Below are 25194 nucleotides of genomic sequence, written 5' to 3'. Positions count from 1 at the left end.
ATAATTCCATCCCCACTAAAAGCCATCGGTCTAAATACTAAATACTTAATACTAAATACTTGAAAAAAATCACTCATCCTTCAAGCTATTGACAGGATTGATCCTTCCAATCCTAAGAGCATGATAACAAATGGTGCAGAAAGCAATAAACAGGCTTATACCACCAGCTGCTAAAAACACCCATGGCTTAATATCAATTCTATAGCTAAAATCTTTCAACCAATTGTTCATTGCCCACCATGCAATTGGTGAAGCGATGATAATGGCAATAAAAACCAGTTTTATAAAATCTGTAGAAAGCAATTTGATAATTCCTGGAAGGCTTGCACCTAATACTTTTCGGATACCGATTTCTTTTGTCCGCTGTTGAGTGACAAATGCTGCCAAGCCAAACAATCCCAAGCAGGCAATAAAAATGGCGAACAGGGCGAAGGTTGAAACGATCGCTTGAGTGCGTTGAACGTCAGCATAGAGATTCTCAAATCCTTCATCTAAGAAAGTATATTGAATTTTCTGATTTGGAGAGAAACTGTTCCAAACTTTATTGATTTCTGCAAGGGTCTGTTCGAGGTTATTCGTATTAAGCTTGATGGAAATCATATTAGGACTACCACCTATCATCAATGCCAATGGTTTTACCGCCTCGCCTTTCATATCGCCAAAAATAAAATCTTCAACCACCCCGATGATGGTAAAGGTTGCGAAATTCCGGATCTTGGCTCCGATGGGATTGGTTATGCCGAGTTCCCTAACCATGCTTTGGTTGACGACGACTGCTGTTGAGTCGGTTGGCATCTCCATATTAAAATTCCTGCCTTCAATCAGTTTGATACCAAATGTCTTTAGGTAATCTACATCGACCAACCAATTTTGCCCGCCAATTCCTACATCCTCATTCTGCCTGCCATCGATCCAATAGGCATTGCCATTCCGTCTTACCCCATCCATCATGACCGGTAAATAATCACCAACCGAAACCGAGGAAACAGTCGAAATACCTTTCAGTTCCTCTTTCATCGCTTTTTGCTTTCCATCCCAAGTTCCTGTCCCGCGTAAAACCAAGACCTGTTCCTTATTAAAACCTAAATCTTTGTGGAGAATATATTTTACCTGTTGATTGATGATTAATGTTCCTATGATCAGGATTATTGATGTAGAAAATTGAAAGACCACCAATCCATTTCTAAACCAGTTGTTCCCAGATTTTAGATTGAGTTTTCCTTTGAGAACGGCAATTGGTTTAAAGGAAGAAAGATATAGGGCAGGATAAACACCCGAAATGATGCCTATAAAACATCCAAAGAATAAGAGTGAAGGAATATAAACTAAATTCTTCCATGGGAAAGTCAAAGATTTGCCAGCTATGCCATTAAAATAAGGCAATAAAAGATAAGCAATGGCGATGGCAATCAATATCGAAATTAGGGAATATAATAACGATTCAGTAATAAACTGCCAAATCAGTGAACTGCGGTCAGAACCAATCGTTTTTCTTACACCAACCTCCTTAGCACGCGTATTTGCATTGGCAGTGGAAAGATTGATGAAATTGATGATGGCAATAATCAATATTAAAGCTGCTATTCCGGCAAAGATGTAGACCAATTGGGCATCACCTCGATTCTGGTTTTCAATCTTGTTATTTTGGATCCCTTTTGAATGCAAGTGAATATCTTTCAACGGCTGTAAGGTCATTTTCGCAGACTTCCATATTTCTTCATTGACCGCCATTCCTGCCTGTACTACGGCTGGTCGATAATGATCATCAATATAGGATCTGGTTAGTTTTTTCTCTAGTTGAGTAATATCAGTTCCATCTTTTACTTTGAAATAGGTCGAATAATTGGAAGCTAACCAGTTCTGTTTCTCCCCAGGGTAAGGTTCATGACCACTTAAGGTCATAAAGAAATCAAAGCCGTAAAAGTTCGAGTTGGTTGGGATATCATCGATTACAGCGGTTATGCTATAGCCCTTGGATTTATCATTATTTAGATAAATAATCTTTCCAATAGGATCTCCTTTGAATAACTTCTCAGCCTTACTTTTGGTAATGACAATCGTATTGGGATTATCCAAAGCATGATTTAAGGTGCCAAAAACCGTTTCCATCCGAAACATGTCCATTATGCCTTGATCGACAAAACAAAACCCTTCCTCGCTAAAGAGTTCCGGATTTTCATTGGTAGCAACCTGATTACTGCCTGCACCAAAAAGCGGATTCGATAATACGCGACCAAAAGCAGTAATTTCAGGGAACTCCTCCTTCAATTCAGGCCCAGCAGGAGCCGGCATAGAAACGCCCTTCTGTACCACATTATCCCTTGTAATTACTCCTACAACCCTGAATATCTGATTAGAGTCCTTATAGAATTTATCATAACTCAATTCATGCTGTATATAAAGCACAATCAATAAGCAAATAGCCATGCTAAATGCAAATCCCCCAATCTTGATTATGGAATAAAACCTCTGATTCTTGAGGTTCCTCCAAGCGATTTTTATATTGTTTTGAAACATTTTTTTCTTAGTATTTAGTAGCTAGTATTTAGTATTAAGACTCGCATGTATCAATTATATTTACGTTTTAGAAATTTTAAGTTCAGTTTTATAGACTCCATAGGTCTAAATACTAAATACTTAATACTAAATACTTTAAAAAGAATTACTCATCCCTCAAACTATCCACAATATTCGCATTCGCGGCTCTAAAGGCTTGCCAAGCGATGGTAGACCAAGCAATGATAACGGCTAGACCTGCTGCTAGGGCAAACATCCACCATTGGATATTGATGCGGTAGGCATAGGTCTGCAACCAATTATTCATGACCCACCATGCTATTGGTGCTGCCATTAAAAAGGCAATAAGGACTAATCTTATAAAGTCTTTAGAAAGGAGTATAATGATACTGGATACCGAAGACCCTAAGACCTTACGGATACCAATCTCCTTCACCCTTGTATTAATAGTTAATAATGCTAGAGCGAATAACCCTAGGCAAGAAATAACAATGGCTATACTCGTTCCGCTGATGACAATTTTTGAAAATGTCCGCTCCGATTGATACAGGTTCTGCGTGTTCTCATCGAGATAAGAAGGGTCAACCTTAGCTTTTGGATTTACTTTTTTCCATATCGCATTTACCTTATCCAAAGTTTCAGCAAGCTGTTGCGTTTCGACACGGACAAAGATGTATTCCACAGTGAAAACATTTGGATTTACTGAAATGGTTAATGGCTCGACTTGGGCCCTAAGATCTTGGAAATTAAAATCATCCATGATCCCAATCACGGTACTTTTACCGTTCAGGTCTATTTCCTTTCCCAATACTTTATCCGCACCACCAAATTGTGCCGCCATCTGTTTGTTGATAACTACAGCATTCGTATCGGTACCGAAGGAACGGTCAAAATCCCTGCCTCCCAATAATTTGATGCCTAACGTATTTAGGTAATCATAATCTACACGCATGAAATTAGTTTGGATCTCTTTGTTCTCATACTCAAAACCAAAGATGCTCCTTTGTAAAGTGCCATCTCGTCCCTTACCAATATTTACATCCGCTGCACTGACATTCTTTACCCAGGTTTGTTGGCTTAACTCAGCACGCATCCTTTGCACCATATCTTCTTTATTGACTCCAGCACCAATTGGAATACTGATGACTTCAGTTTTATTAAATCCTAATGGCTTATTCGAGATATAGTTCAATTGGGTGCTGATTACAATGGTGGCAATGATCAATATAATGGCGATCACAAATTGCAATACTGTTAATGAACTTCTAAGACTTGATGTTTTTATTTTATTGGATCCCTTTAGGGATTGGATAATATTTGTCCGTGCTGCTTTAAAGGCCGGTAATCCTCCGGCAAGAAGGGAGATTAGCAGGAATGCCACTAGGAAGATAACGAGGTTCTTGATATTAAATAGATCTGTTATTTTCAATTGGTAATTCATGTTGGCATTGAACTGCGGTAAAACCAAATAGGCGATGAGTAACCCTACCAACAATGAAATAATACATAAGATAAAAGATTCTAGGGTCAACTGCTTTACAATGTCCCAGGTCGTTCCGCCTAATGTCTTGCGAGTGCCAATTTCCCTATTTCTACTGATAGCATTAGCTAAGGAGAGATTGATGAAATTGGACGATGCAATAAACATAATTAAGCCCGAGATCAACAATAATATCCAAGGATAATTAGATGATAAAGAGGCTGAAGGACCAAAATCATTTAAGTGTACTTTGGCTAACGGCAATAAGTGGAAACTGAAATAACTGCCATTAACATCTGCTTTTCCGCCATCACGTTTCAACCGGTCTATATCATTTTTAAAAAATTGTTCTGTAAATGCTTTGGTTTCCTTGCCGAAAGTCGCATCGTTGACTTCAGCTTTCATTTTTACATAAACCTCATGGTCTGAGTTGTCCCAGACTTGCGTCTGTTCAAGGTAACCAGGTCTGTTTTCAAATCTATAGAGCGAATTAAAACGAAGGCTCGAATTGCTAGGAATATCTTTCAGGACTGCGCCAATGGTAGCCGCCTTCCAAACCCCATTTAAATTAACCTCAATCTGTTTTCCAACTACATCTGTGTTGTCAAACAGATTCTTTGCCATATTCTCCGTCAAGACCATATTGTCAAGACCCGAAAGGACATTCTTATTACCTGATATAAAAGGAAAATCGAAAATCTTGAAAAAATCCTCATCCACAAATCTATTGGTTGAAGTAAATTCTTTCTCTCCATTTTTCAGTACCAATTTACTATTGGCATAGCGCGTAATACTTTCAATACTTGGAATATCCTTTTTCAACTGTGGCGCTAAAGGTGAAGGCATCGAAGAATCCTCTCTTTTTCCAGTTTCCGGTTCTGAACTTTTATAAAGAAGCGCAATTCTTTCCCCATTAGGATGGAAATTATCAAATGACAACTCAAACATTGCTGTCAAAAACAAAACCGTTGATGCTGCAATGGCAATAGCCAATCCTATGATGTGAATAGCACTTAAGGATTTGGTCTTTAATATCGATCTCCAAGCTGTTTTAAGCATTTTAGTAGTATTGAGATTTGAGTGTTGAAATATGGTAAAGCAAATTCCATATCAATTTTTTTTCGTATTAAACAGCAATTCAATTCATTTGCCATAAATGTAATATATTGATTATCTGTTATTTGTGTATATCCTTAAAGATTGATATGTTCATTATCGGACGATTTGTTGTTCGCTAATGAACGTAATGGATTTGAACCAGGATGGAAAGGATGAGAGGATGGGCCAAGATCTGGATTTGAACCAGGATGGAAAGGATAAGAGGATGGGGCAAGATCTGGATTTGAACCTGGATGGGGTGCGACTTCTAAATACCTTACGACCCTGTCATCCTTGACCGAAGGTCAAGGAACTGTTCGCCAATGCTATCATTAATGTTAATAAAATAATAATATAAACAATGAAAGATCCAAGCTAATTCGGATAGACCTCCATATGAAGGTTTAACTGAAAAATAAGACAAAATAAAACCCCCAACAGGGGGTGGAATCTTTGTAGAAAATGATTTGTTATTTGGGAGAACCCCTAGCGGGGGTGAAATATTTTTCTATACCCTTTTTGTGTCATCCTGATGGCTCCGCCGAAGGATCTCGGAACTATCCAAACTTCATTTGAAATAGTTTTCTCATCTTACGATTTCGAAATGACCCCTATCCAAAAAAATATAAAATAGATTCTTCGTTGTACTCTGAATCCCTCTGATTTTCAATCTGTTAATTCCCGGCAATAGTCCGCCGGAAAATTCTATTGTCTATTGTCTTGTGTCTTATGTCTTAAGTCTTAACCCCTTTCCACTCTCTCAAATCTCATATCTCACATCTCATGTCCATTCAAGGGCAAAGCCCTTGAATTACTCATCCCTCAAGCTATCTACAGGATTTGCTTTGGCGGCGAAGTAAGTCCTGGACGTAAGGACCAGTGTAGCAACTGCCGAAAGGCCAATTCCTGCGATGACAAAAATCCACCATGAGAGTTCGGTCTTATAGACAAAATCGTTGAGCCATTCATGCATAAAATACCAGGCAATAGGGAATGCGATGACAGAAGCGATAATGACAAGGAGCATTAGGTTTTTCAACAGTAAGAATATTATCTGGCTGACCGAAGCACCTAGAACTTTACGGATGCCGATTTCTTTTACACGCTGGTTGGTGATGAATACAGCCAAACCAAACAATCCCAGTGAAGCAATGCTGATGGAAAGCCATACCGCCCAACTCAACAGCTTTGATAGGTTCTGTTCGGTTTTATAGAAATTGGCAATAATATCATCGACGAATTTATAGTCAAATGTTTCCTCAGGGTAGAGGCTTTTAAACTTGCTTTCGATTTTACTAATCGCATTTTTCCAAGTTTCAGGGTGGTTTTTATCCAAAGCCACATGCATCATATAACCCGAATTGCTGCTCCAGTACATCGTAGGTCTTACGGCTTCGCGTGCTGAAGAAATATTAAAATCCTTCATTACTCCAACAATGGTTGTTTGACCATTATTGAATGTTTTGCCAATGGCGTCCTCAGGATTTTTCAGACCAAGAAGTTCCAACATCTTGACATTGATAATACTTTCCGAAACAGAGTCAAGGACTCGGACGTTTCTACCAGTTATTAGCGGAATATTATAAACCTTAATAAAGTTCTCATCCCCATTTCTAGCATCGAAGGTGACCATTTTCTTGTCCGAAGTGTTTTGGTCATACGCCATTCCGGAGCTCATGTAACCATTGAATGCCGGCGATTGATTGCCAAAACTAACCGCATTTACTTCAGCTAAATTTTCCAATTCAGTCTTTAGGACCTTTCCCTTTTGTTCACGGTCGAAGTTTGGAACGAAAAAAGTCACTACTGCATCCTTATTGAAACCCATATCCATATTAATAGCATAATGGATCTGCTTGGATACCACCAATACGGCAATCAAAAAGACTTGCGCCAAAACAAATTGGAAAATGGTCAATCCTTTTCTTACCCAGGCGCTTCTACTCAGATTACTGTTTTTTGTGGCTTGGTTTTTCAAGGCCATAATAGGAGAGTATCCCGTTAGGACCCAAGCCGGATAAAAACCCGCGATACAGGTAATAACTAGCAGTTGAAGAACCAAAAATCCTATGATTTCCAAAACTGGAATGGACGAAACGGTAAATCCTTTAGGAAGAAATCCTGCGAAGGCCTGAGTCAGGATAGGAATTAATATTACGGATAATATCGTAGCAAATCCTGCAACTAAAAATGTCTCCAATAGAAATTGTTTTACCAGATTTGACTTCTTTCCACCCAATGTTTTCCTGATTCCAATCTCTTTAGCACGCTCTGTAGATTGAGCCGTAGAGAGATTGATAAAATTAATAGCTCCTAAAGTCAGTAGGAAGACCGCTAACAAGATTAAGTTTCTTAAGGTGGATTCTTTTACAGCATTGTAATTGAATTTAATGTCAAAATGGACATCCTTTAAAGGTTGAAGGATAAAATTATCCTTCCATTCATAATCATTTTGCTCTTTGTTCTTACTTAAGATCCCAGCAATTACCTTTTCAATATTTTTAGGCGAAGTTCCAGGTTTTAATAAGAGAATACATTGATTGCCACCATTATAATTACTCCATTGATCCCAAGATTTTATCACTTTCAAGGAAGCATTGTTTTCAACCGTAGAAACTGAAATTATTCCATCATACTTGAAATCAGAATTCTCTTTCATATCAGCTACGACAGCTCCAACAGTCAATTGTATGCTATCAGCAAATAAGATATTTTTCCCTACCACATCACTAGCATTAGCCTTTGGGAATAGAATCTCGGCCTTACTTTGGGTAAGAACAATAGTATTAGGCTCTTTTAGGGAGTTGATATCTCCCGCTAAAGAAGCATGTGGAAATATGCTGAAGTATTTTTCATTGCTAAAGGTCAAACCTTCTTCATTTGGAAATACCTTTTCTTCCTGACCAGCTTCCTTTTCGATTTTCAACTTTGCAGTCCCTAATTCCAAATTCGGAACAACTGCCTCCACACCCGTCAATTCTGTTTGCATGGCCCGTATCAATGGAACCAATACCGCGTCGCCTTTATAACCTCCATCACTTACAACCTTATATACACGGTCTCCATGTGGCAAATGCTTGTCAAAACTAAAGTCATAGCGCACCATCAAAAAAATGATCAGGGTCGCACAGATCCCAATGGCCAAACTGATTACACTAATAGAGGTTACCAGTAAATTTTTCTTTAAAAATCTCCAAGCCGTTTTAAAATGATTTCTTAACATTTTGGTCAATATTTAATTTAATATCTTCTTTATTAATCCCCCTAGCAATACCCCGCCAGAATTTCTGTTGTCTTATGCCTATTATCTTATGTCTACAGCCATGTAGCCTTCCCTCTCTCTCAAATCTCATATCTCACATCTCATATCCATTCAAGCATCTCATATCCATTCAAGGGCAAAGCCCTTGAATCACTCATCCCTCAAGCTATCCACCGGATTTGCAAGTGCAGCTTTTATAGATTGGAAACTAATAGTTGCCAGAGAAATAAAGATTGCTGCTGCTCCTGCGATCACAAAATAGTACCATTCCATATGGATGCGGTATTCAAAATCTTGCAGCCAGTTGTTCATTGCCCACCAAGCAATTGGTGAAGCAATTAAGATGGAAATCAAAACCAATTTGATAAAGTCCATGGATAGGAGAGAAGTAATCTGAGGAACCGAAGCACCCAAAACCTTTCTTACAGCAATTTCCTTCATTCTAGTTTCCGCCATATAGGCAATCAAGGCAAGAAGCCCCAAACAGGAAATAAAGATGGTCAAGCCAGCAAAGAGCATGGCAATTGTACCAATAGCCTGAGCTTCCTTGAACTTGTTTTCAAATACCTTATCAATAAAGTGATAAGAGAATGGATACTCAGGATTGTATTTCTTAAATATGCCTTCTATGGTTTTTATATTGTCACTAGTTGAATGTGCTGGATTAAGCCGATAATGAACAACACTAAAATAAGATGATGGACCTAAAATTACTGTTGGTTCAGTTTTGCCAAATGGAGATGCCATCACGAAATCTTTGATTACCCCGACAACTGTCAGCCTCCTGCCATCACCATTGATAATGCTTCCTACCGGGTTCTTTAACTTCAATACCTGAGCGGCAGCCTCATTAATAAGTACAGCGTTGCTATCTGTAGGAAATTTGTATGCGTCAATATCTCGCCCATTGATCAAGGTAAAGCCTAAGGTTTTTATACCATCAGCATCAGAACTGAAACGGTTAAAATTTATTCTTTTATCTTCATCTAGGGATGCATCAGAGTAAAATCCCCAGCCGGAACTATAACGATCAGTAACTGGAGATAGGTTTTTGGAAACTGAAACCACTGCATTGCTACTGAGAAGGTCATTTTTTATGCTTTTGAAGTTCTTCTCAATATTTCCTTCAATTTCAGTATAAACCAAACCATTTTCTTGGTATCCACGATCTCTTTCTTTGCTATGGTTGATCTGTTGATAAACAACTACGGTTGCAATAATCAAGATGATGGCTAGGGTAAATTGAACGATAACTAAAACCGAGCGCATACTTACACCTTTAGTGGTTGCCTTAAACTTCCCTTTCAACGTACTGATTGGTTTAAACGCTGAAAGAAAAAATGCAGGATAGGCACCAGCTAATAAGCCTGTAAATAAAGCAAAACCTAATAAAAACAACCAGGTTGAGGCTGTTAAAAATGAAATTGAGATATTCTTAGAAACTAACTCATTAAAGTAAGGAAGAGCAATTATTATGATGATAATCGAAAGTACAGCTGCGAGAAGACTGATGAGGATACTTTCTGTCAAAAACTGAAGTATTAAACTTTTTTTGTCTGCTCCAATAACTTTTCTTACGCCAACTTCCTTGGCCCTTCTTTCTGATTTTGCCGTACTTAAGTTCATAAAATTAATACATGCAACTAATAGGATAAAACCACCTATCCACGCAAACAGATTAACTAGGTCAATCCTCCCTGTTTTGAATTCGCCACCTTTCCCATTATTATATAAAAACTGATCCTTATAGGGAAATGCGAAAATATCTACGGTACTTCTATTAACTGATGTATTGTTGTCACCATTGATATGGTCCCTTGTAAAACTCTTTATCTTATTGTTGAAATCAGAAAGTGATATTCCATTTTTCAACAAGATATAAGTGAAAATAGAATTGTTAGACCAATTCTCATCATAATAATTGATGCTTTTGGGATATTCCCAAGAAATTAAGCCTTCAAAATCAAAACTTGAATTCGAGGGAATATCCGCGATAACCGCTTGTACTCTGACTTGGTCCACAGAATCAATTTTTATGATCTTGCCAATTGGATCTTCATTACCAAACAGGTCTTTGGCTTTCTTGGCTGTTAAGACGATGGATTTTAGGTCATTCAGTAAATTGCTCTTTTCTCCAGCTATAATAGGAAAACTGAACATATTAAAGAACCCAGGGTCGACAAATGATAAATTGGTTTTTAATTTTTTATCTTCATAGCTGGTCAAAAAATAATTCTGATCGCTATATCTAGAATACGATTCAATATCCGGAAATTCTTCTTTCATGGAAGGACCAAGGATCTTTGGGGTGTAAACCCAAGCATATTTTGATCCTTGATTCTCATCCCTATTACTCATGATATACAAACGGTCACTTTTCTCATGATACCGATCCATGGTCAGCATATTCTGCAACCAAAGCAAAATCATTAATGCACCAGCCATCCCAATCGCCAATCCGATGATATTTATTGCCGTAAATCCCTTATTCCTTAAAAGATTCCTCCACGCTATTTTGATATAGTTCTTAAGCATTACTTTCTTATTTAATGGTTAGCAATAGATTCACTGGCTCCCCGAAGAATCCCTCTACTTTTTAATCCGTTAATTCCCGATGGTGTCCCTCCAGAAAGTTCTGTTGTCTTATGTCTATTGTCTGTTGTCTACAGCCATGCAGCCTTTCCACTCTCTCAAATCTCATATCTCATATCTCAAATCTCAAATCTTAAATCTCACATCTCATATCCATTCAAGGGCAAAGCCCTTGAATTACTCATCCCTCAAGCTATCCACCGGATTAGCAATTGCAGCTTTAATCGACTGATAACTCACGGTCAAGATGGTGATCAGCAAAGCCAGTACGGCTGTAAAGGCAAAGATTTCCCAGCTGATATTGATTCTATAAGTATAGGAATTGAGGTATTTATTCATGGCCCAGTAGGCGATTGGAAAAGCAATTAAACAGGCGATTCCAATCAATAAAATAAATTCTTTGGAAAGCAATCTGGTGACAGAAAACACAGAGGCACCTAAAACTTTGCGAACACCAATTTCTTTCGTTCTACTTTCAGCCATATAGGCTGCCAAACCAAATAAACCTAAACAAGAGATAATGATGGTTAAGCCTGCAAAAAGAGCTGCCAGTTTTCCGGTTTTTTGAGTTTCCTTGAATTTCAAGGCATAGGCCTCGTCCACAAATTTGTAGTCAAAAGGAAAGTCAGGATTGTATTTTTTGAAGATAGCCTCTGCTTTTTTCAGGGCATCTATGGTCGTCAAGCTTGGGTTGAAGCGGATATGGATATTGTTCATCCAGCCACTAGCTCCTTCAATAACCAAAGGTTTGACAGGTTCAAATGGAGACTCTTGGATGAAATCTTTAATGACGCCGATGATATGGAATTTCCTTCCTCCATCATCGAAAATTTTGCCGATGGGGTCTTTGAAGCCCCTGACTTTTGCTCCGGATTCATTGATAATGGCAGCCATCGAATCGGTCGGGAATTTGGTCAGATCAAAATCGCGACCTGCTATTAGGGTAAAGCCCATGGTTTCAACAACTCTATCATCACCTGTTTGGCGATTGAAATCGATAATGCTATTGGGGTCTTTTCCTTCCCAAGTGAAGCCATTCCAGCCGCTCCAACGTTCTGTTAATGGAGACATTAATCGACTAACTGATTGCGCCACATTCTGGTCTAATAGTTCCTGCTTGATCAGTTGCACATTCTTAGTGATCTCACCGACCTCTGGAACATAGATCAGGTTTTCTTTTTCAAATCCAAAGTCGCGATCCTGGGCATGTTTGATTTGCTTTTGGATCACTACGGTACTCACGATCAATATCAAGGCTATACTAAATTGGGTAACAACAAGTACTTTCCTGGGGTTGATTTTTTGCTGTATGCTGTGCAAACGTCCCTTTAACACCTTGACCGGATTAAAGGAAGACAGAAAGAATGCAGGGTAAATGCCGGCTAGAAAGCCAGTGAACAAAACAAAACCAACAAATAGGATCCAAAACCTGAAATCCTGAAATGGCATCTTGAATTTCATGCCCACCAAATCATTAAAGGCCGGTAGAACCAAGATGACAAGTATAAAGGCAATCAGACCTGAAAAACAAGCCAGTAATAATGATTCTGAAAGAAATTGAAACACCAAACTCTTTTTTTGCGCTCCAACTACCTTTCGGATTCCAACCTCCTTCGCCCTCTTTTCACTTTGGGCTGTACTGAGGTTCATAAAGTTTATACAGGCAATCAACAGGATTAAAGCAGCGATAAGGGTAAATGTTTTCACCATTTCTATCCTTCCACCAATTACTTTTCCGTTCTCGTATTTATTGTAAAGGTATCTATCAGCAAAGTCGGTCAGAAAACTGACTGTCTTTACATCGGAGTGCCTTGGAATCAAGTCTTTGATTTGTTCTTGGATTTTAGGAAGATGCTTTTTATCATTTATTTCTACGTATAGATCCACGGAACTATTTCCCCATTGGCTATCTGAAAACCCTAGTTTTTCCATTAAGGTCCAAGGAACATAATATTCATATCCTTGGAATATAGAATTGGATTCTGTTTCCTTTATGACTCCAGTAACTGCTAGCACATTGGTACTATCCAGTCTGATCGTTTTCCCCATTACATCTGTAGTTCCAAAGAGATTGTTGGCAAGTTTCTCAGATAAGACAATGCTATTCGGGGCTTTTAACAGTGTATTTCTATTCCCGCTCAATAAGGGTAATTCAAACATGTTCAAAAAGGCGGAATCTACAAACACACCGATTCCTGCCGGAACTTTTTTATCGCCAATTGTAAATAAAAAACCTCTGGTTCCACTTAACCTAGAAACATTCACTACTTCTGGAATTTCCTCCTTTACCACGGCTGCCATAGGTTTTGGAGTAGAAAACCATGTTGCGGAATCCTGATCTGTTGCTTCTTTAGAACCTACAGTATACAGATTTTCGATTTTTGGGAAATTCTTGTTGAACCCAAATTGAAAATTGACCCATAATAAAATCAGCATGGCTGCTGCCATACCAATGGCTAATCCAACAATATTAATTGCCGTAAAACCCCGGTTCTTCTTAAGATTACGAAAGGCTATCTTGAAATAGTTTTTTAGCATATCAGATCAGGTAATTGATTTGTTTAATGAACTGCGGAAGGTTTGAAGCCTTACGCAAGACAACAATTACCTTATTTCCACTTGCAAGTGGTTTTATCCTTATAATGGTATCCTTTTTGCATAATCTGCTCAGTTCCATTTCCGAACGTTCGATTCCAGCAACGACTTGCTCCTTAATTGAAAACTCTTTCGTCTCAGCAGCATACCAAACCCCATCTGCAGGGATGTTTTTATTAAATCCATATTGCAGGTTTAACATCAACAAAACCATCAAGCTTGATAGGCAACAGATGCCCCAAACTGAGTTTTTTCCCTTTAATCCTTTAACCTTCTTCAGAAGCGTAAAGGTTATATTTAAATATTGACTTTGCATGGCCTTTGATTAGTGATAAGGTTATGAAACTATAATTTTTTCAATCCATAAATCAATATCCAATTCATTTGCCAAAATTGTAAATAATTCATTATCAATTGATTGTTAATTATTCAAGTATGGTAGTTGTCCGTTATCGGACGGTTGTTTGTTCGGTAATGGACGGCTTACAATAGTATTTAATAGAGAGTATTAATATTAAGACCTTGAACCGAGATTGGGTAGTATATTATCGCTTGAAAGTCCCCCATACTGTAGGCCTAGATGAATTTATGGTTGATAGGCAATCCGCCAATAATCTTGTTCTATCCTCTCATCCCTTTAATCCTGGTTCATACACAGATCTTGGTCCATCCTCCCATCCCATCCATCCTGGTTCAAATCCCCAAAAATCCTTTCACAAAAAAGCCGGCCTTTTGGGCCGGCAGTTATATCAATAGTTTAACAATGTCTAAATACTAAATACTTTCTACTAAATACTACCCTACAATGCCGTTGTAGTTTCCAAGATAACTTGACCATCCAGCATCCGGATCACTCGGTCTGAAAATTTTGCATCATGCTCTGAGTGGGTAACCATAACGATTGTTGTTCCGCTTTCGTTGAGTTCGGTCAACAACTGCATGACTTCATTACCATTGCTGGAGTCTAAGTTACCAGTGGGCTCATCGGCAAGGATCAGTTTGGGATTATTCACTACCGCGCGGGCAACGGCCACACGCTGTTGCTGACCACCGGAAAGCTGTTGTGGAAAGTGATTACGACGGTGCATAATCTGTACTTTCTCCAGTACCTCTTCCACGCGTTTCTTACGTTCTGCAGGAGGGACATTGGTGTAGACCAATGGAAGTTCCACGTTTTCAAATACAGTCAACTCATCGATCAGGTTGAAACTTTGGAAGACAAATCCAATATTGTGCTTACGCAAATCCGAGCGTTTGTTTTCCTTGAAATGAGCAACCTCAATATTATTGAAAAGATAACTGCCTTCATCCAAATCATCCAAAAGACCGATTATGTTCAAAAGGGTAGACTTTCCACATCCCGAAGGTCCCATTACTGCAACAAATTCACCTTCCTTAACATGGATATTCACATTGTTCAAGGCAACGGTCTCTACCTCCTCGGTACGGTAGAATTTTTGAAGATTGGTTATTTTTATCATGAGTTTCTTTGTTTAAAATAAATAAATTTCAGTTTTATAATAGGTTAATGTTATTCGTTCCTCAATGTTTTCGTAGGGTTGCTCGTTGCTGCCCGCAAGGCTTGGGTACTGATGGTAAATAAGGCTATGACTAAGGCTAGACCTGCAACCATCAAAAATATCATCCAAGGCATATCCATGTGATAATTGTATCCCTTTAGCCAATCTTGCATAAACCACCAAGCGATTGGATAGGCTATCAAACATGAAATCCCAACTAAAATAATAAATTCAGTATTCAACATTCTTACCAAGCGTCCTACAGATGCACCCAATACTTTACGGATACTGACTTCACGAGCTCTTTGTTCTGCTGAAAATGCCGCTAATCCCAATAATCCTAGGCAGGAAATAATGATGGCCAAAATAGAGAATAGACTAGCCAATTTTTGCAGCATCATTTCTGAAGAAAAATAGTTGTTAAAATCATCATCCAAAAAGCTGTAATTGAATGGGAATTCTGGGTTATACTTCTTCACGATCCCTTCAATTTCTTTCAGCACCTTTGGAAAGTCCACCCCCGGTTTCGTTTTGATATTTAATATTCCTGCTTCTACGCCATAGGCTTGTCCTAAGGCTAAAGGTGCCAATACCAAAGGCTCTGCTTCATCATAAATACTATTGTAAACATAATTTTTTACAACACCCGCTACAGTTAATGCTTCCCCTTGAAACTTGATTAACTTCCCGGCTACCATGCCATCGGGTTGAATCAGTTTCGCCATGCTTTCATTGATTAATACCGAACTGCTATCGCCTAATAGGTTAGGTCTGAACGTTCTTCCATCCATGATTTTCATGCTCAAGGCATCTACGAAATCCTCATCTACAAAGGAGAAGCCAATCAAGATCGAAGACTTTGGATCTTTACCATCCCATTCGAATGAGGAGGTATTGGAACCGACCTGTAGAACACTTCCACGGCTCAAACCTACCACCTCCACATTACCGGTGGCTTTCAATTCCTGCTTGATTACAGGGATGTGTTTGGACATATCCCCTAAAATATTCGTCATAATAACCTGGCTTCGGTCAAAACCTAAGTCCCGGTTCTTGGCAAACTGGATCTGAAGGTAAATGACAGAGGTACATATCATTAAGATAATGGCTGCTGTAAATTGGGTAATGACCAATCCTTTTCGGATAAGATTGCTGCTTCCAGCTTTTCTCTTGCCACCCTTCAATGTGGTCAATGGGTCAAAAGAAGAAAGGAAAAATGCTGGATAACTACCGGATATAATTCCAACCACTAAAATAATGGCGCTAATAAATCCAATTTGCTGCCAATTGCCAAAATCAATCGCAAGCTCTTTGTTGACCATGGTATTAAATGTCGGTAGACCTAATTTGACCATTCCGATAGCCAAAATGCCGGCAACAAATGCGAAAACAATGGATTCTCCCAAGAATTGCATGATTAAGGAGCCTTTCTTGGCACCAACAATCTTACGCATGCTAACTTCTTTTGCTCTTTTCTCAGACCTTGCAGTCGACAGGTTCATGAAATTGATACAGGCAATTAATAAAACCAACCAAGCGATAGAAGTAAATAATCGAACGTTTTTTATTCTTCCATCCTTTTCAATCCCTTGTTCAAAACGGTCGTACATGCGCCATCTTTCCATCGGGTAAAGGAAATTCTCCGAATTGGCTTCTTTATCATTGTTGATCTCGGCTATGTAATTCTTAACCTTCGCATTCACTGCATTTATATCTGCATTTGGCTCTAATTGAACAATGGTCTGAATGCTGTTGTTTCCCCAGAAATCATATCCTAATTCTTTATTGGCTTCCATGATTTTGAAATTCAGGAGCCAATCATATCGGTAATTCGTATTTTTTGGAAAATCCTTCGTAACAGCTGATACGGTATAAACTTGATTGTTGTCGAACTTTATCGTCTTTCCAACAGGGTTATCATCATTGAAGAAGCGTTTGGCAGTGGATTCACTCAAAACTATGCTACTTGGGTTATCTAAGGCTGTTTTTGCGTTTCCTGCCAAGAATTCCGGATTGAGGATACTGAGGATTTCTGGATCCACATAATTTCCAGATTGATAGATATGTTTATCCCCAACTGTAAATAGTTTAGTAGTTCCCCAGTCAATCCTGCCTGAATTGAGAATCCCTGGGATATCCTTTTTTAGGGCTTTGGCAAATGGACCTGGTGTAGCGCCAAATACATTGATGTTTCCATCATAGGTCTGCTTTGACTTGGCAACATAGATGTCCTTTTTATTGCTGAAATAATCATTGTAGGAGAGCTCGTCTTGAACCCAAAGAAAAATCAATGCTGTTACGGTTATTCCCAATGCTAAACCAAAAATATTCAAAAAGCTATACCCCTTGGTTTTCCATAGGTTTCTAAAGGCAGATTTAATAAAATTTTTGATCATAATCTATTTTTGGTTGTTTTGTCATTATGCCGAATTACTGTGAGGCTTTCCTAGCCATCACAGCGCTTCGACATGCCTTTATTTATTATTTATTCATTTGGATTTTTATCTTCAATAACCGTCGCCCTCGAATTAGCAAATCAATGACGACGGTTAATAGGCAAACACCTTATTGCTTTATATTTAATTCCTGTATTTTATCATAAGTTTCATAACTCGAAACCACCACTTTATCACCAGGTTTCAATCCATTTAGCACTTCATAATATTCAGGATTCTGCCTTCCTAGTTGTAAATCTGTCCGGTAAGCTGTTTTTCCATCCTTATCCAGTTTGAATATCCAGTTTCCAGCGGTCTGTTGGTAGAACCCTCCCTTAGCTAATAATATCGCCTTGGTTTCATCGCTTAAGGCTAAGCGGATGGTTAAGGTCTGACCTCGGCGTATGCCTTCCGGCCTTTCACCGATAAATTCCATATCCACTTGGAACCTTCCGTCTTTGACTTGCGTGTACACTTTTTTGATCCTTAGCTCATATGTTTTATTACCTATGCTGAATTGTCCCTTCAGGTCGGGGAAGATGCGGTTGATATAGTGTTCATCAATTTCTGCGCGGACCTTGAAGCCGGTCAATACATCGATCTGGCCAAGTCGTTCACCGGGGTTCTTGTTTTGTCCCACTTCTGCATCAAATGATGTCAACTGTCCGTCTACTGGAGCACGGAGGATCAAATCTCCAACTTTCTTGCGCATCAGATCCAATGCCTGTTGGGTACTTTGATATGTCTTGCGATCTTGATTCAATTTTTGGTTGTTGGAAATTTCATCCTGTTTCAAGATCTGCTTGGTCAATTCTACCCTTTCCTTTTGGTAGTTATATTCGTTCAGCGATTTCTGATATTCCTGAGAACCGATTGCTTTCTCTTCCAAAAGTTTTTTGTTCAATTCATATATACGTTTAGATTCCTTGTAGGCCTGCTCTACATCTGCCATTTGGTTCTTGTTGGAAATGGAAGCCTGTTGCGCATTGGTCTGCGCAATCTGGGCCTGGGTCAAAAGGTTCAAGACCTGCGTTTCATTCTGAACCAAACTCAACTCCATATCTGTATTGGAAAGTCGCATAATGGGATCCCCTTTATGTAAATGCGCTCCATCTTCTACATATTTTTCTTCAACGCGACCACCAACGGAAGCATCTAGATAGATACTGCTGATAGGAAGTACGGTACCATTTATAGGAATGAATTCTTGAAATGTATCTTCTTTAACTTCAAAGATGGAAATACGCTCTGCATCCACATTCAACTTGCTGTTTCCACTGGTATAGTAATAACTTGCACCGATCAGCGCAACAATACCGGCAATTCCAGCTACAGTTAGGATCCTTTTGCTATTCCACTTCTTTTGTTCAATTGGTCTGTCCATGTAATTCTATGTTCAAATTTGCAATATGCATATACAAGGTTGTGCCAAAGTTTTAAAATCATGTAAATCAATGTTTTAAATAAAATATGCTGGATTTGACTGTTCGAAAGCGAACAGTAATTGTGCGATGCTGAACAATAAAAAAGCAGGCTAATTAATGCTAGGTCTGATTTGGGATTTCAAGCACTTAATTAAAAAGCTTGAAAAAGTTGGGGCTTAGTTTTCTACTGCAGATTATTCTTCAATTAATTGGTTTCATTCGACCCTTGTTCGAGGCAGCTTCGAGAAAAAATTGAACTTCATGCAGTGCATTTTGCGAAAATTCCGAATGTGTCCCGAATAAGGTCAAGTTATAACCTACTTTGGAACTCTACTTTTTGTAAAATTTGATTGAAGTGTTGAAGTTCTTCATTAAAACGAGTTTATTGTTCGGTTTCAGTGTTCATAAGCGAACACTTTCATGTTCGGCTTCGAACAGCTAATGCTTTCTTTAATTATTAATTTACTGATAGACAAGGTTTTAATTATTTGGCACAGCCTGTGGAATGCAGTGGGAAATAAGTTTTTAGATGAAAAGAAATTATCTATATGTAATCATATTTGTTTGTTGTTTAGTTAGCACAGCAAAAGGACAGAGTAGCTCTCTGTCCTTGGCCGATTGCATTCAGCAAGCGATACAGAATAATCCTACCCTTAAAAGAAATGAATTGGTTATCGATCGTGCAGATCTGCAGTACAAACAGGCCAAGTATGACCGTTTGCCATCATTGAATGCCAATATCGGTCATGACATTTCTCAAGGTAGGTCCATCGATCCGACTACCAATCAATATATAGATCAGAACAATAGCTCAGGGCGACAGTCCCTGAGCTTAAATGTTCCCATCTTCAATGGTTTCTATATTATCCATAATATCCGAATGCGATCCAATGCACTTGATGCGGGCAAACTGGAATATGAAGGCTTTGTCAATGAACTGAAATTGGACGTTATTGAAGCTTATGTCAAAGTGTTGACTGCACAAGACATGTTGATCCAGACTGAAGGACAATTGGCAGTGACCAAAGAACAATTAAATAGGAATGAAATCTTGAATAGGGAAGGTGCTACCAATCCTGGTGACCTATTTGATATCAAAGGCCAATATAGCAGTGACCTGAATACAGTTGAATTAACTAAACAAACCTTGAACAATGCCCGGGTGGAACTGGCTGGTTTGATGAATGTAGATGTCAATACACTAGGAACTTTAGAGGAAATCGATATTCCAACGGAAATTCAGGCCAAAAGTTCAGAGGAATTGTTTCAGCAATCCTTAAATATCCTGCCTCAGTATAAGGCCTTGGATTGGAGAATCAAAGAAATGGAAGAAGGCATCAAGGTGGCAAAATCTAATTATTGGCCGAGTCTTTCTTTAAGCGGTGGAATGAGCTCCAATTACAGTAAAGAAGGTGGAGCAATCTTTAACCAGATCAAGAATAACCTGAGTAAAGGTGTGGGATTGACCTTGTCCATTCCAATCTTTAACCAGTTCAAGAATAGAACCCAGGTCCGTTTGGCCCAGGTGTCTTTGGATGATGCGAATTTTAGTAGGGATATCATGCGTAATGATCTACGCATGAAGACCGCCCAAGCGGTTTTCGATTTGAACATTACACAAAAGAATGTGCTGAATCTGCGTGACCAAGAAGTTAGCTATGCGGAGTCCTTTCGGATTGCCACGGTTCATTTTGAGGCAGGCAATAGCAACTCGGTTATTTATTTAACAGCGAAGAATAAATTAGATGCTACGCGCAGTCAATTGATCATCAGGCAATATGAATGGTTGATGCAAAAATATGTGAATGATTATTATGCAGGTTCTTTGAATTTATAATTAACTTAGCTTTAAATGAAAAAAGCGACCATTCTAGTTGTTGATGATGATCAAGATTTATTAACCGCCACACGAATATTATTAAGGCCTAACGTCAAAGAAGTACTGGTAGAACATAATCCGGAAAGGTTAATGAATATCCTGGAAAAGAATCCAGTTGATATTGTCATGCTGGATATGAACTACAAGAGTGCCATCAATACAGGCAATGAAGGTTTGTTCTGGTTGTCTAAGATCAAGACCCATTTTCCAAAAGTCAATGTGGTGATGATCACCGCTTACGGTGCGGTTGACCTTGCCGTGAAATCGTTGAAGCAGGGTGCTTCTGATTTTATTGTCAAACCTTGGCAGAATGAACAGTTGCTCAATACCCTGACCAGTATCTACGAAGAAAACAAGCCCAATCAAAAGGAAAAGCAGATCGTCAGTCCTCGTGAACATCATGGGATCATTGGGAATTCTCCCATTATGGAAGACCTGCAGTTTAAGTTGGACAAAGTTTCACCTACTGAGGCTAATATCTTGATCTTAGGGGAAAACGGTACAGGTAAGGATCTGATCGCGAATGCCATCCATCAACGTTCCTTACGGGCAAAAAAGGCATTTGTAAAGGTGGACGTGGGTTCCCTGACAGAAACCCTTTTTGAATCTGAACTTTTTGGATATAAGAAAGGAGCATTTACGGATGCTCGGGAGGATCGTAAAGGTCGCTTTGAACATGCGGATTCCGGAACTTTGTTTCTGGATGAAATTGGTAACATCAGTCTACAACAACAGGCAAAATTGTTAAGTGTACTTCAGAACAGAGCGGTGGTTCCTTTAGGTTCCAGTCAAGCGATTCCAGTGGATATCCGATTGATCTCGGCTACGAATGTTCCCCTAAAAGTCCTGGCTGATGAGAGTAGGTTTAGGAAAGATTTGGTGTATCGGATCAATACCTTGGAAATCCAGGTTCCCGCATTAAGGGAACGTGTTGGTGATATCCCGCTTCTGGCTGAGCATTTTCTGAAATTCTATAACGAAAAGTATCATAAGAACATAGGTGGATTGGAAGCCGATGCCATTAATAAACTAAAAGGCTACCATTTCCCAGGGAATGTTCGCGAATTGCAATACAGTATAGAACGCGCTGTGATCATGTCCGATCAGCAGAGTATCCGTGCTGAAGACATCTTGTTCTCTCCCATTGAACAACAGTTGCCTGATAAACCGATTGTCGACGATTTCTCATCCCATAATTTGGAGGAAATGGAGCGTAAGGCCATTAAGTCTGCCATTGAGCGCTATAATGGAAATATCAGCAAGGCGGCCAAGGAATTGGGACTGACCCGTGCTGCACTATACCGTCGATTGGAAAAATATAATCTTTAATAATGACCAAACTGGCTATAGCAGATTTTTTTAAGATGCTGTTCCTTATGGCTTTGGCTGTAGGTATAGCATTTTTGATATTTAAGGGTTTTTATCTCTATGCCGGTTTAGGTTTTTTCTTTTTGTTGGTCCTTTCCTATAGGATGTTCTCCAAACATCGATTCCTGTTGAAACAGATGGTTGAATTTTCGGAAGCGGTAAAATATCGTGATTTCACCAGGAGATTTGTGGTGAAAAGGGAGAAATCTGTTGAAGGACAGTTGTATGCAGCATTTAATCAGATCAACGACGTCTATAAGAATATCAGTATCGATCAGGCCCTGCAACATCAGTACCTGAATAAGGTAATCAATATGCTGGATACCGCCATCATCTTTTACCATGCGGAATCGGGGAAGGTGATCTGGTTGAATGAAGCTTTTAAGGACCTTTTTCAAGTTCCACATCTGGGGAATATTTCGGGGATGGAAAAACGACATCCTGAACTTTATATCAAGACCATGCAGTTGCAGGTCGGCAAGCATCAGATGGAAACTGCTCATTCCAGTAAAGGCAAGATCAAGCTATTGATGCAAAGCTCTGGCTTTGAAACACAGGATGGTTCCTTTCGCATTATCGTCTATCAGAATATCAACGAAGCCATTGACGAAACAGAAACTAGGGCATGGCATAAACTGTTGCGGGTATTGACCCATGAGATCATGAATTCCATCGGTCCGATCAGCTCCTTGGCGGAAACCTTGCATGACCGTCTGGAACATTGGGAAGGTGAGCAGGACATCGAAGACCTGAAACTTGGGATTTTTACGATCAAGCGAAGAAGTGAAGGACTGTTGCAGTTTGCGAAAAGCTATAGACTGATCAATAAGGTTGACCAGCCTCAGTTTTCGGAAATCCAGGTCGTACAGCTTTTTGAAAACATTTATCAATTATTGGAGCCTACCTTGATCCAAAAGAACATAGATGTGGATATTATCATCAAGAATACCCGGATGATACTCCGGGCAGATGTGAACCTTTTGGAGCAGGTCATCATCAACCTGTTGTTGAATGCTATCGAAGCGGTGAAGGGCGAGGAAGAGCCCTATATCAGTTTGTCAGCGATTGAAACCAAGGACCATGTCCAATTAAAGATCCAGGACAATGGAGCTGGGATGTCTCCCGAGATCCAGGAACAGATCTTTACGCCATTCTTTACGACCAAAAAGACAGGTACCGGTGTTGGCTTGACCCTCAGTAAGCAGATCATGTTAATGCATGGTGGCAATATCTCTGTGGACAGCGTTGAAGGGGAGGGAAGTACATTTACCTTGCAATTCTAAAGCAATTTGTATTTTTGTGCCGCAATGCGGTATTACTTCGACTATATCTTTCATTTTTTGGTTTCCAATAGCAGACATGGTACACATTCTCCATTTGTGTATGCACTGACTGAAAAGGTAATCTATAATCCCAGCTATAAAGGCCAAAATTTTGTTGAATTTCCGGAAGGCTTCAATCCAAATTATTTTCCATTGTTAAAGAAGATATGGAGTTTTTGGGAGGTCAATACCTTGAGCAAAGACCTGCAGGATAAGGATGCACAATCCTATTGGATCGATGGGAAAGAGGACTCCGAAGTCATCTTGTCGTTAATTGATGCCGGGAAAATCATAGTTTTCCATGAACCTTATAAGCAAAAAAGGCAATGGAAAAAATTGATTGACGATCAACGGGTGACCGTGTCCATCAATTTATTTCATTTTGGCATCCTATTGAAAAGGGAGGGGCAAAGAAAACAAGATTTTCTCTTACGATATCTTTAATATCTTTCCTGAAAAAAGGCAAAGCAGTTTCCAGATTCGGTTATTATTTTATCCCATTAAAAAGCCTCACTGATGCTGAGGTAAAATCCAGACTGTCTTTTTTCACCAGGTCTTTGTTCACCATAAGCATAATCAAAACGGATACTGCTGTTGTGTTCTAGGCTGAAGAAATAGCGCAATCCGCCACCAAAGGATGGGATAAGACGCATGTCATGTTGCTTGGAGAAGGTGCTTCCGGTACCTAGGAATGCATTGATGCCTATGCGGGGGATGAAGCGGTATCTAAGTTCTGCTTGAGCAGTTAGGTAATTCTTGTCCTTATAACGACCCAGATAATAACCGCGCATGGTCATATCCCCACCAAGTTCACGCATGACATAGAAAGGTACATTTTTTCCGTAAGTACCACGGTACAGCCCTTGGGCAGCGACGGTGAGTTTTTTGTTGATGGGATAGAAGCCGCGTACATCCAGTTCAAGCTGGTTTCCCGTGAAATTGTCCTTTCCAAAGAAATTGGGAGCATAGCTATATTTTACCCTGCTATAAAATCCATTGGTAGAATATGTGGTGTTGTTACGGGTGTCATACAGGGCAGAAACGCCAAGGGCGAGGTATTGTCCGCCATCTTTACCATAAACCTCTGGGGATTCGAAGATGCCTCCGGCTTCCATGTCATTGAATTCGAAGTGTTCGTAATTTAAATTGACACCGGCATAAAAATTAGGGGCGAACCTTTTTTCACCATCCAGTTTGATGCGGTAGAGTTTTTGGTCTAAGTAATCCTCATCAGCTTTCCAGGTATCATTACCAAGGCCGTAGAAATTGAAAGGCCAATCTCTGAATCGCATTTCCGTGAGGATATGGTAGTCGTTGTTTTTAGTCCAGATATCGGAAGTCAGTTTGATGTTCTTTTGTTTTTTGGTCGTCAGCGTACCGATCAGGGTTACATTGGAGGTTCTGCTATCGAGGTTTTCCTTATCGATATAGAAATTATAGGTACTTGCGATCCCGTATTCGAAGCCCGTTTCCTGGGCATAACCGATGGCAGGCAGGACGACAAAGCTACCTGAGCGGGAAGAATCTTTTTTGGAGGAGACGAACTTTTGCATCAATTTTTGGATGATTCCGGATTTTTCTTGAGCGTTTCCAAGCTCAGGGAAGATGCAAAGGTTAATAAAGAGCAATACTACGAGCGAATAATTTTTCAAAGCAATTCCATTTATTTGTGCAAATATAGGGTATCCTTTGAAATGGAATA

General features: G+C 39.3%; 15 protein-coding genes. 5 read left to right on the top strand and 10 right to left on the bottom strand.

The genetic code is table 11. The features are described from left to right. Window positions 1–69 precede the first annotated feature (69 nt). Entirely contained in the window at window positions 70–2517 is a 2448-nt protein-coding gene (locus NLF99_RS00770) for an ABC transporter permease (RefSeq protein WP_254534177.1), read from the bottom strand. A gap of 145 nt (window positions 2518–2662) precedes the next feature. Then, window positions 2663–5056 carry an ABC transporter permease gene (locus NLF99_RS00765; RefSeq protein WP_254526399.1) on the bottom strand — a complete coding sequence of 798 codons (2394 nt, stop codon included), beginning with the start codon at window positions 5054–5056 and terminating at the stop codon, window positions 2663–2665. A gap of 187 nt (window positions 5057–5243) precedes the next feature. Here NLF99_RS00765 and NLF99_RS00760 point away from each other — a divergent pair, with 187 nt between their 5' ends. Continuing rightward, entirely contained in the window at window positions 5244–5393 is a 150-nt protein-coding gene (locus NLF99_RS00760; RefSeq protein ID WP_254526397.1) for a hypothetical protein, read from the top strand. 513 nt (window positions 5394–5906) lie between these two features. On the opposite strand, the gene NLF99_RS00755 is transcribed toward NLF99_RS00760, so the two are convergent. The 7 genes from NLF99_RS00755 to NLF99_RS00725 all read right to left on the bottom strand — a co-directional run bounded on the left by NLF99_RS00755 (window position 5907) and on the right by NLF99_RS00725 (window position 18883). Next, a complete protein-coding gene (locus tag NLF99_RS00755) occupies window positions 5907–8318 on the bottom strand; it encodes an ABC transporter permease (RefSeq protein ID WP_254526395.1) in 2412 nt (803 codons plus the stop codon). 189 nt (window positions 8319–8507) lie between these two features. Beyond that, window positions 8508–10892 (bottom strand): ABC transporter permease, encoded by a 2385-nt coding sequence (locus tag NLF99_RS00750; RefSeq protein WP_254526393.1) that lies wholly within the window; start codon window positions 10890–10892, stop codon window positions 8508–8510. Between the two features lie 234 nt (window positions 10893–11126). Beyond that, window positions 11127–13487: an ABC transporter permease gene (locus tag NLF99_RS00745; RefSeq protein ID WP_254526392.1), complete on the bottom strand. Its 2361-nt coding sequence runs from the start codon at window positions 13485–13487 to the stop codon at window positions 11127–11129. Between the two features lies 1 nt (window position 13488). Next, window positions 13489–13860, bottom strand: coding sequence for a hypothetical protein (locus tag NLF99_RS00740; RefSeq protein WP_254526390.1), 372 nt, complete (start codon window positions 13858–13860; stop codon window positions 13489–13491). Window positions 13861–14344: 484 nt separating this feature from the next. Continuing rightward, window positions 14345–15025, bottom strand: coding sequence for an ABC transporter ATP-binding protein (locus NLF99_RS00735; protein WP_093098540.1), 681 nt, complete (start codon window positions 15023–15025; stop codon window positions 14345–14347). Between the two features lie 50 nt (window positions 15026–15075). Continuing rightward, entirely contained in the window at window positions 15076–17460 is a 2385-nt protein-coding gene (locus tag NLF99_RS00730) for an ABC transporter permease (protein WP_254526388.1), read from the bottom strand. A 169-nt stretch (window positions 17461–17629) separates the two neighbouring features. Beyond that, a complete protein-coding gene (locus tag NLF99_RS00725; protein ID WP_185211048.1) occupies window positions 17630–18883 on the bottom strand; it encodes an efflux RND transporter periplasmic adaptor subunit in 1254 nt (417 codons plus the stop codon). A 569-nt stretch (window positions 18884–19452) separates the two neighbouring features. Here NLF99_RS00725 and NLF99_RS00720 point away from each other — a divergent pair. Genes NLF99_RS00720 through NLF99_RS00705 form a run of 4 tightly spaced genes read left to right on the top strand, consistent with a single transcriptional unit; the run spans window position 19453 to window position 23936 of the window. After that, the gene (locus tag NLF99_RS00720; RefSeq protein WP_254526386.1) at window positions 19453–20760 is read left to right on the top strand and encodes a TolC family protein; all 1308 of its coding nucleotides are present in this window, start codon (window positions 19453–19455) and stop codon (window positions 20758–20760) included. Between the two features lie 15 nt (window positions 20761–20775). Beyond that, a complete protein-coding gene (locus NLF99_RS00715) occupies window positions 20776–22131 on the top strand; it encodes a sigma-54 dependent transcriptional regulator (RefSeq protein ID WP_254526385.1) in 1356 nt (451 codons plus the stop codon). 2 nt (window positions 22132–22133) lie between these two features. Further along, window positions 22134–23453 (top strand): PAS domain-containing sensor histidine kinase, encoded by a 1320-nt coding sequence (locus tag NLF99_RS00710; protein ID WP_254526384.1) that lies wholly within the window; start codon window positions 22134–22136, stop codon window positions 23451–23453. Window positions 23454–23477: 24 nt separating this feature from the next. Next, window positions 23478–23936 carry a hypothetical protein gene (locus NLF99_RS00705; protein ID WP_254526383.1) on the top strand — a complete coding sequence of 153 codons (459 nt, stop codon included), beginning with the start codon at window positions 23478–23480 and terminating at the stop codon, window positions 23934–23936. 56 nt (window positions 23937–23992) lie between these two features. On the opposite strand, the gene NLF99_RS00700 is transcribed toward NLF99_RS00705, so the two are convergent. Beyond that, window positions 23993–25144 (bottom strand): BamA/TamA family outer membrane protein, encoded by a 1152-nt coding sequence (locus NLF99_RS00700; protein WP_237219424.1) that lies wholly within the window; start codon window positions 25142–25144, stop codon window positions 23993–23995. Between the last annotated feature and the right edge of the window lie 50 nt (window positions 25145–25194).

It is taken from the genome of Sphingobacterium sp. LZ11T8, from assembly GCF_024261425.1.
Lineage (GTDB): Bacteria > Bacteroidota > Bacteroidia > Sphingobacteriales > Sphingobacteriaceae > Sphingobacterium.
This window is presented reverse-complemented; position numbering and strand designations above follow the sequence as displayed.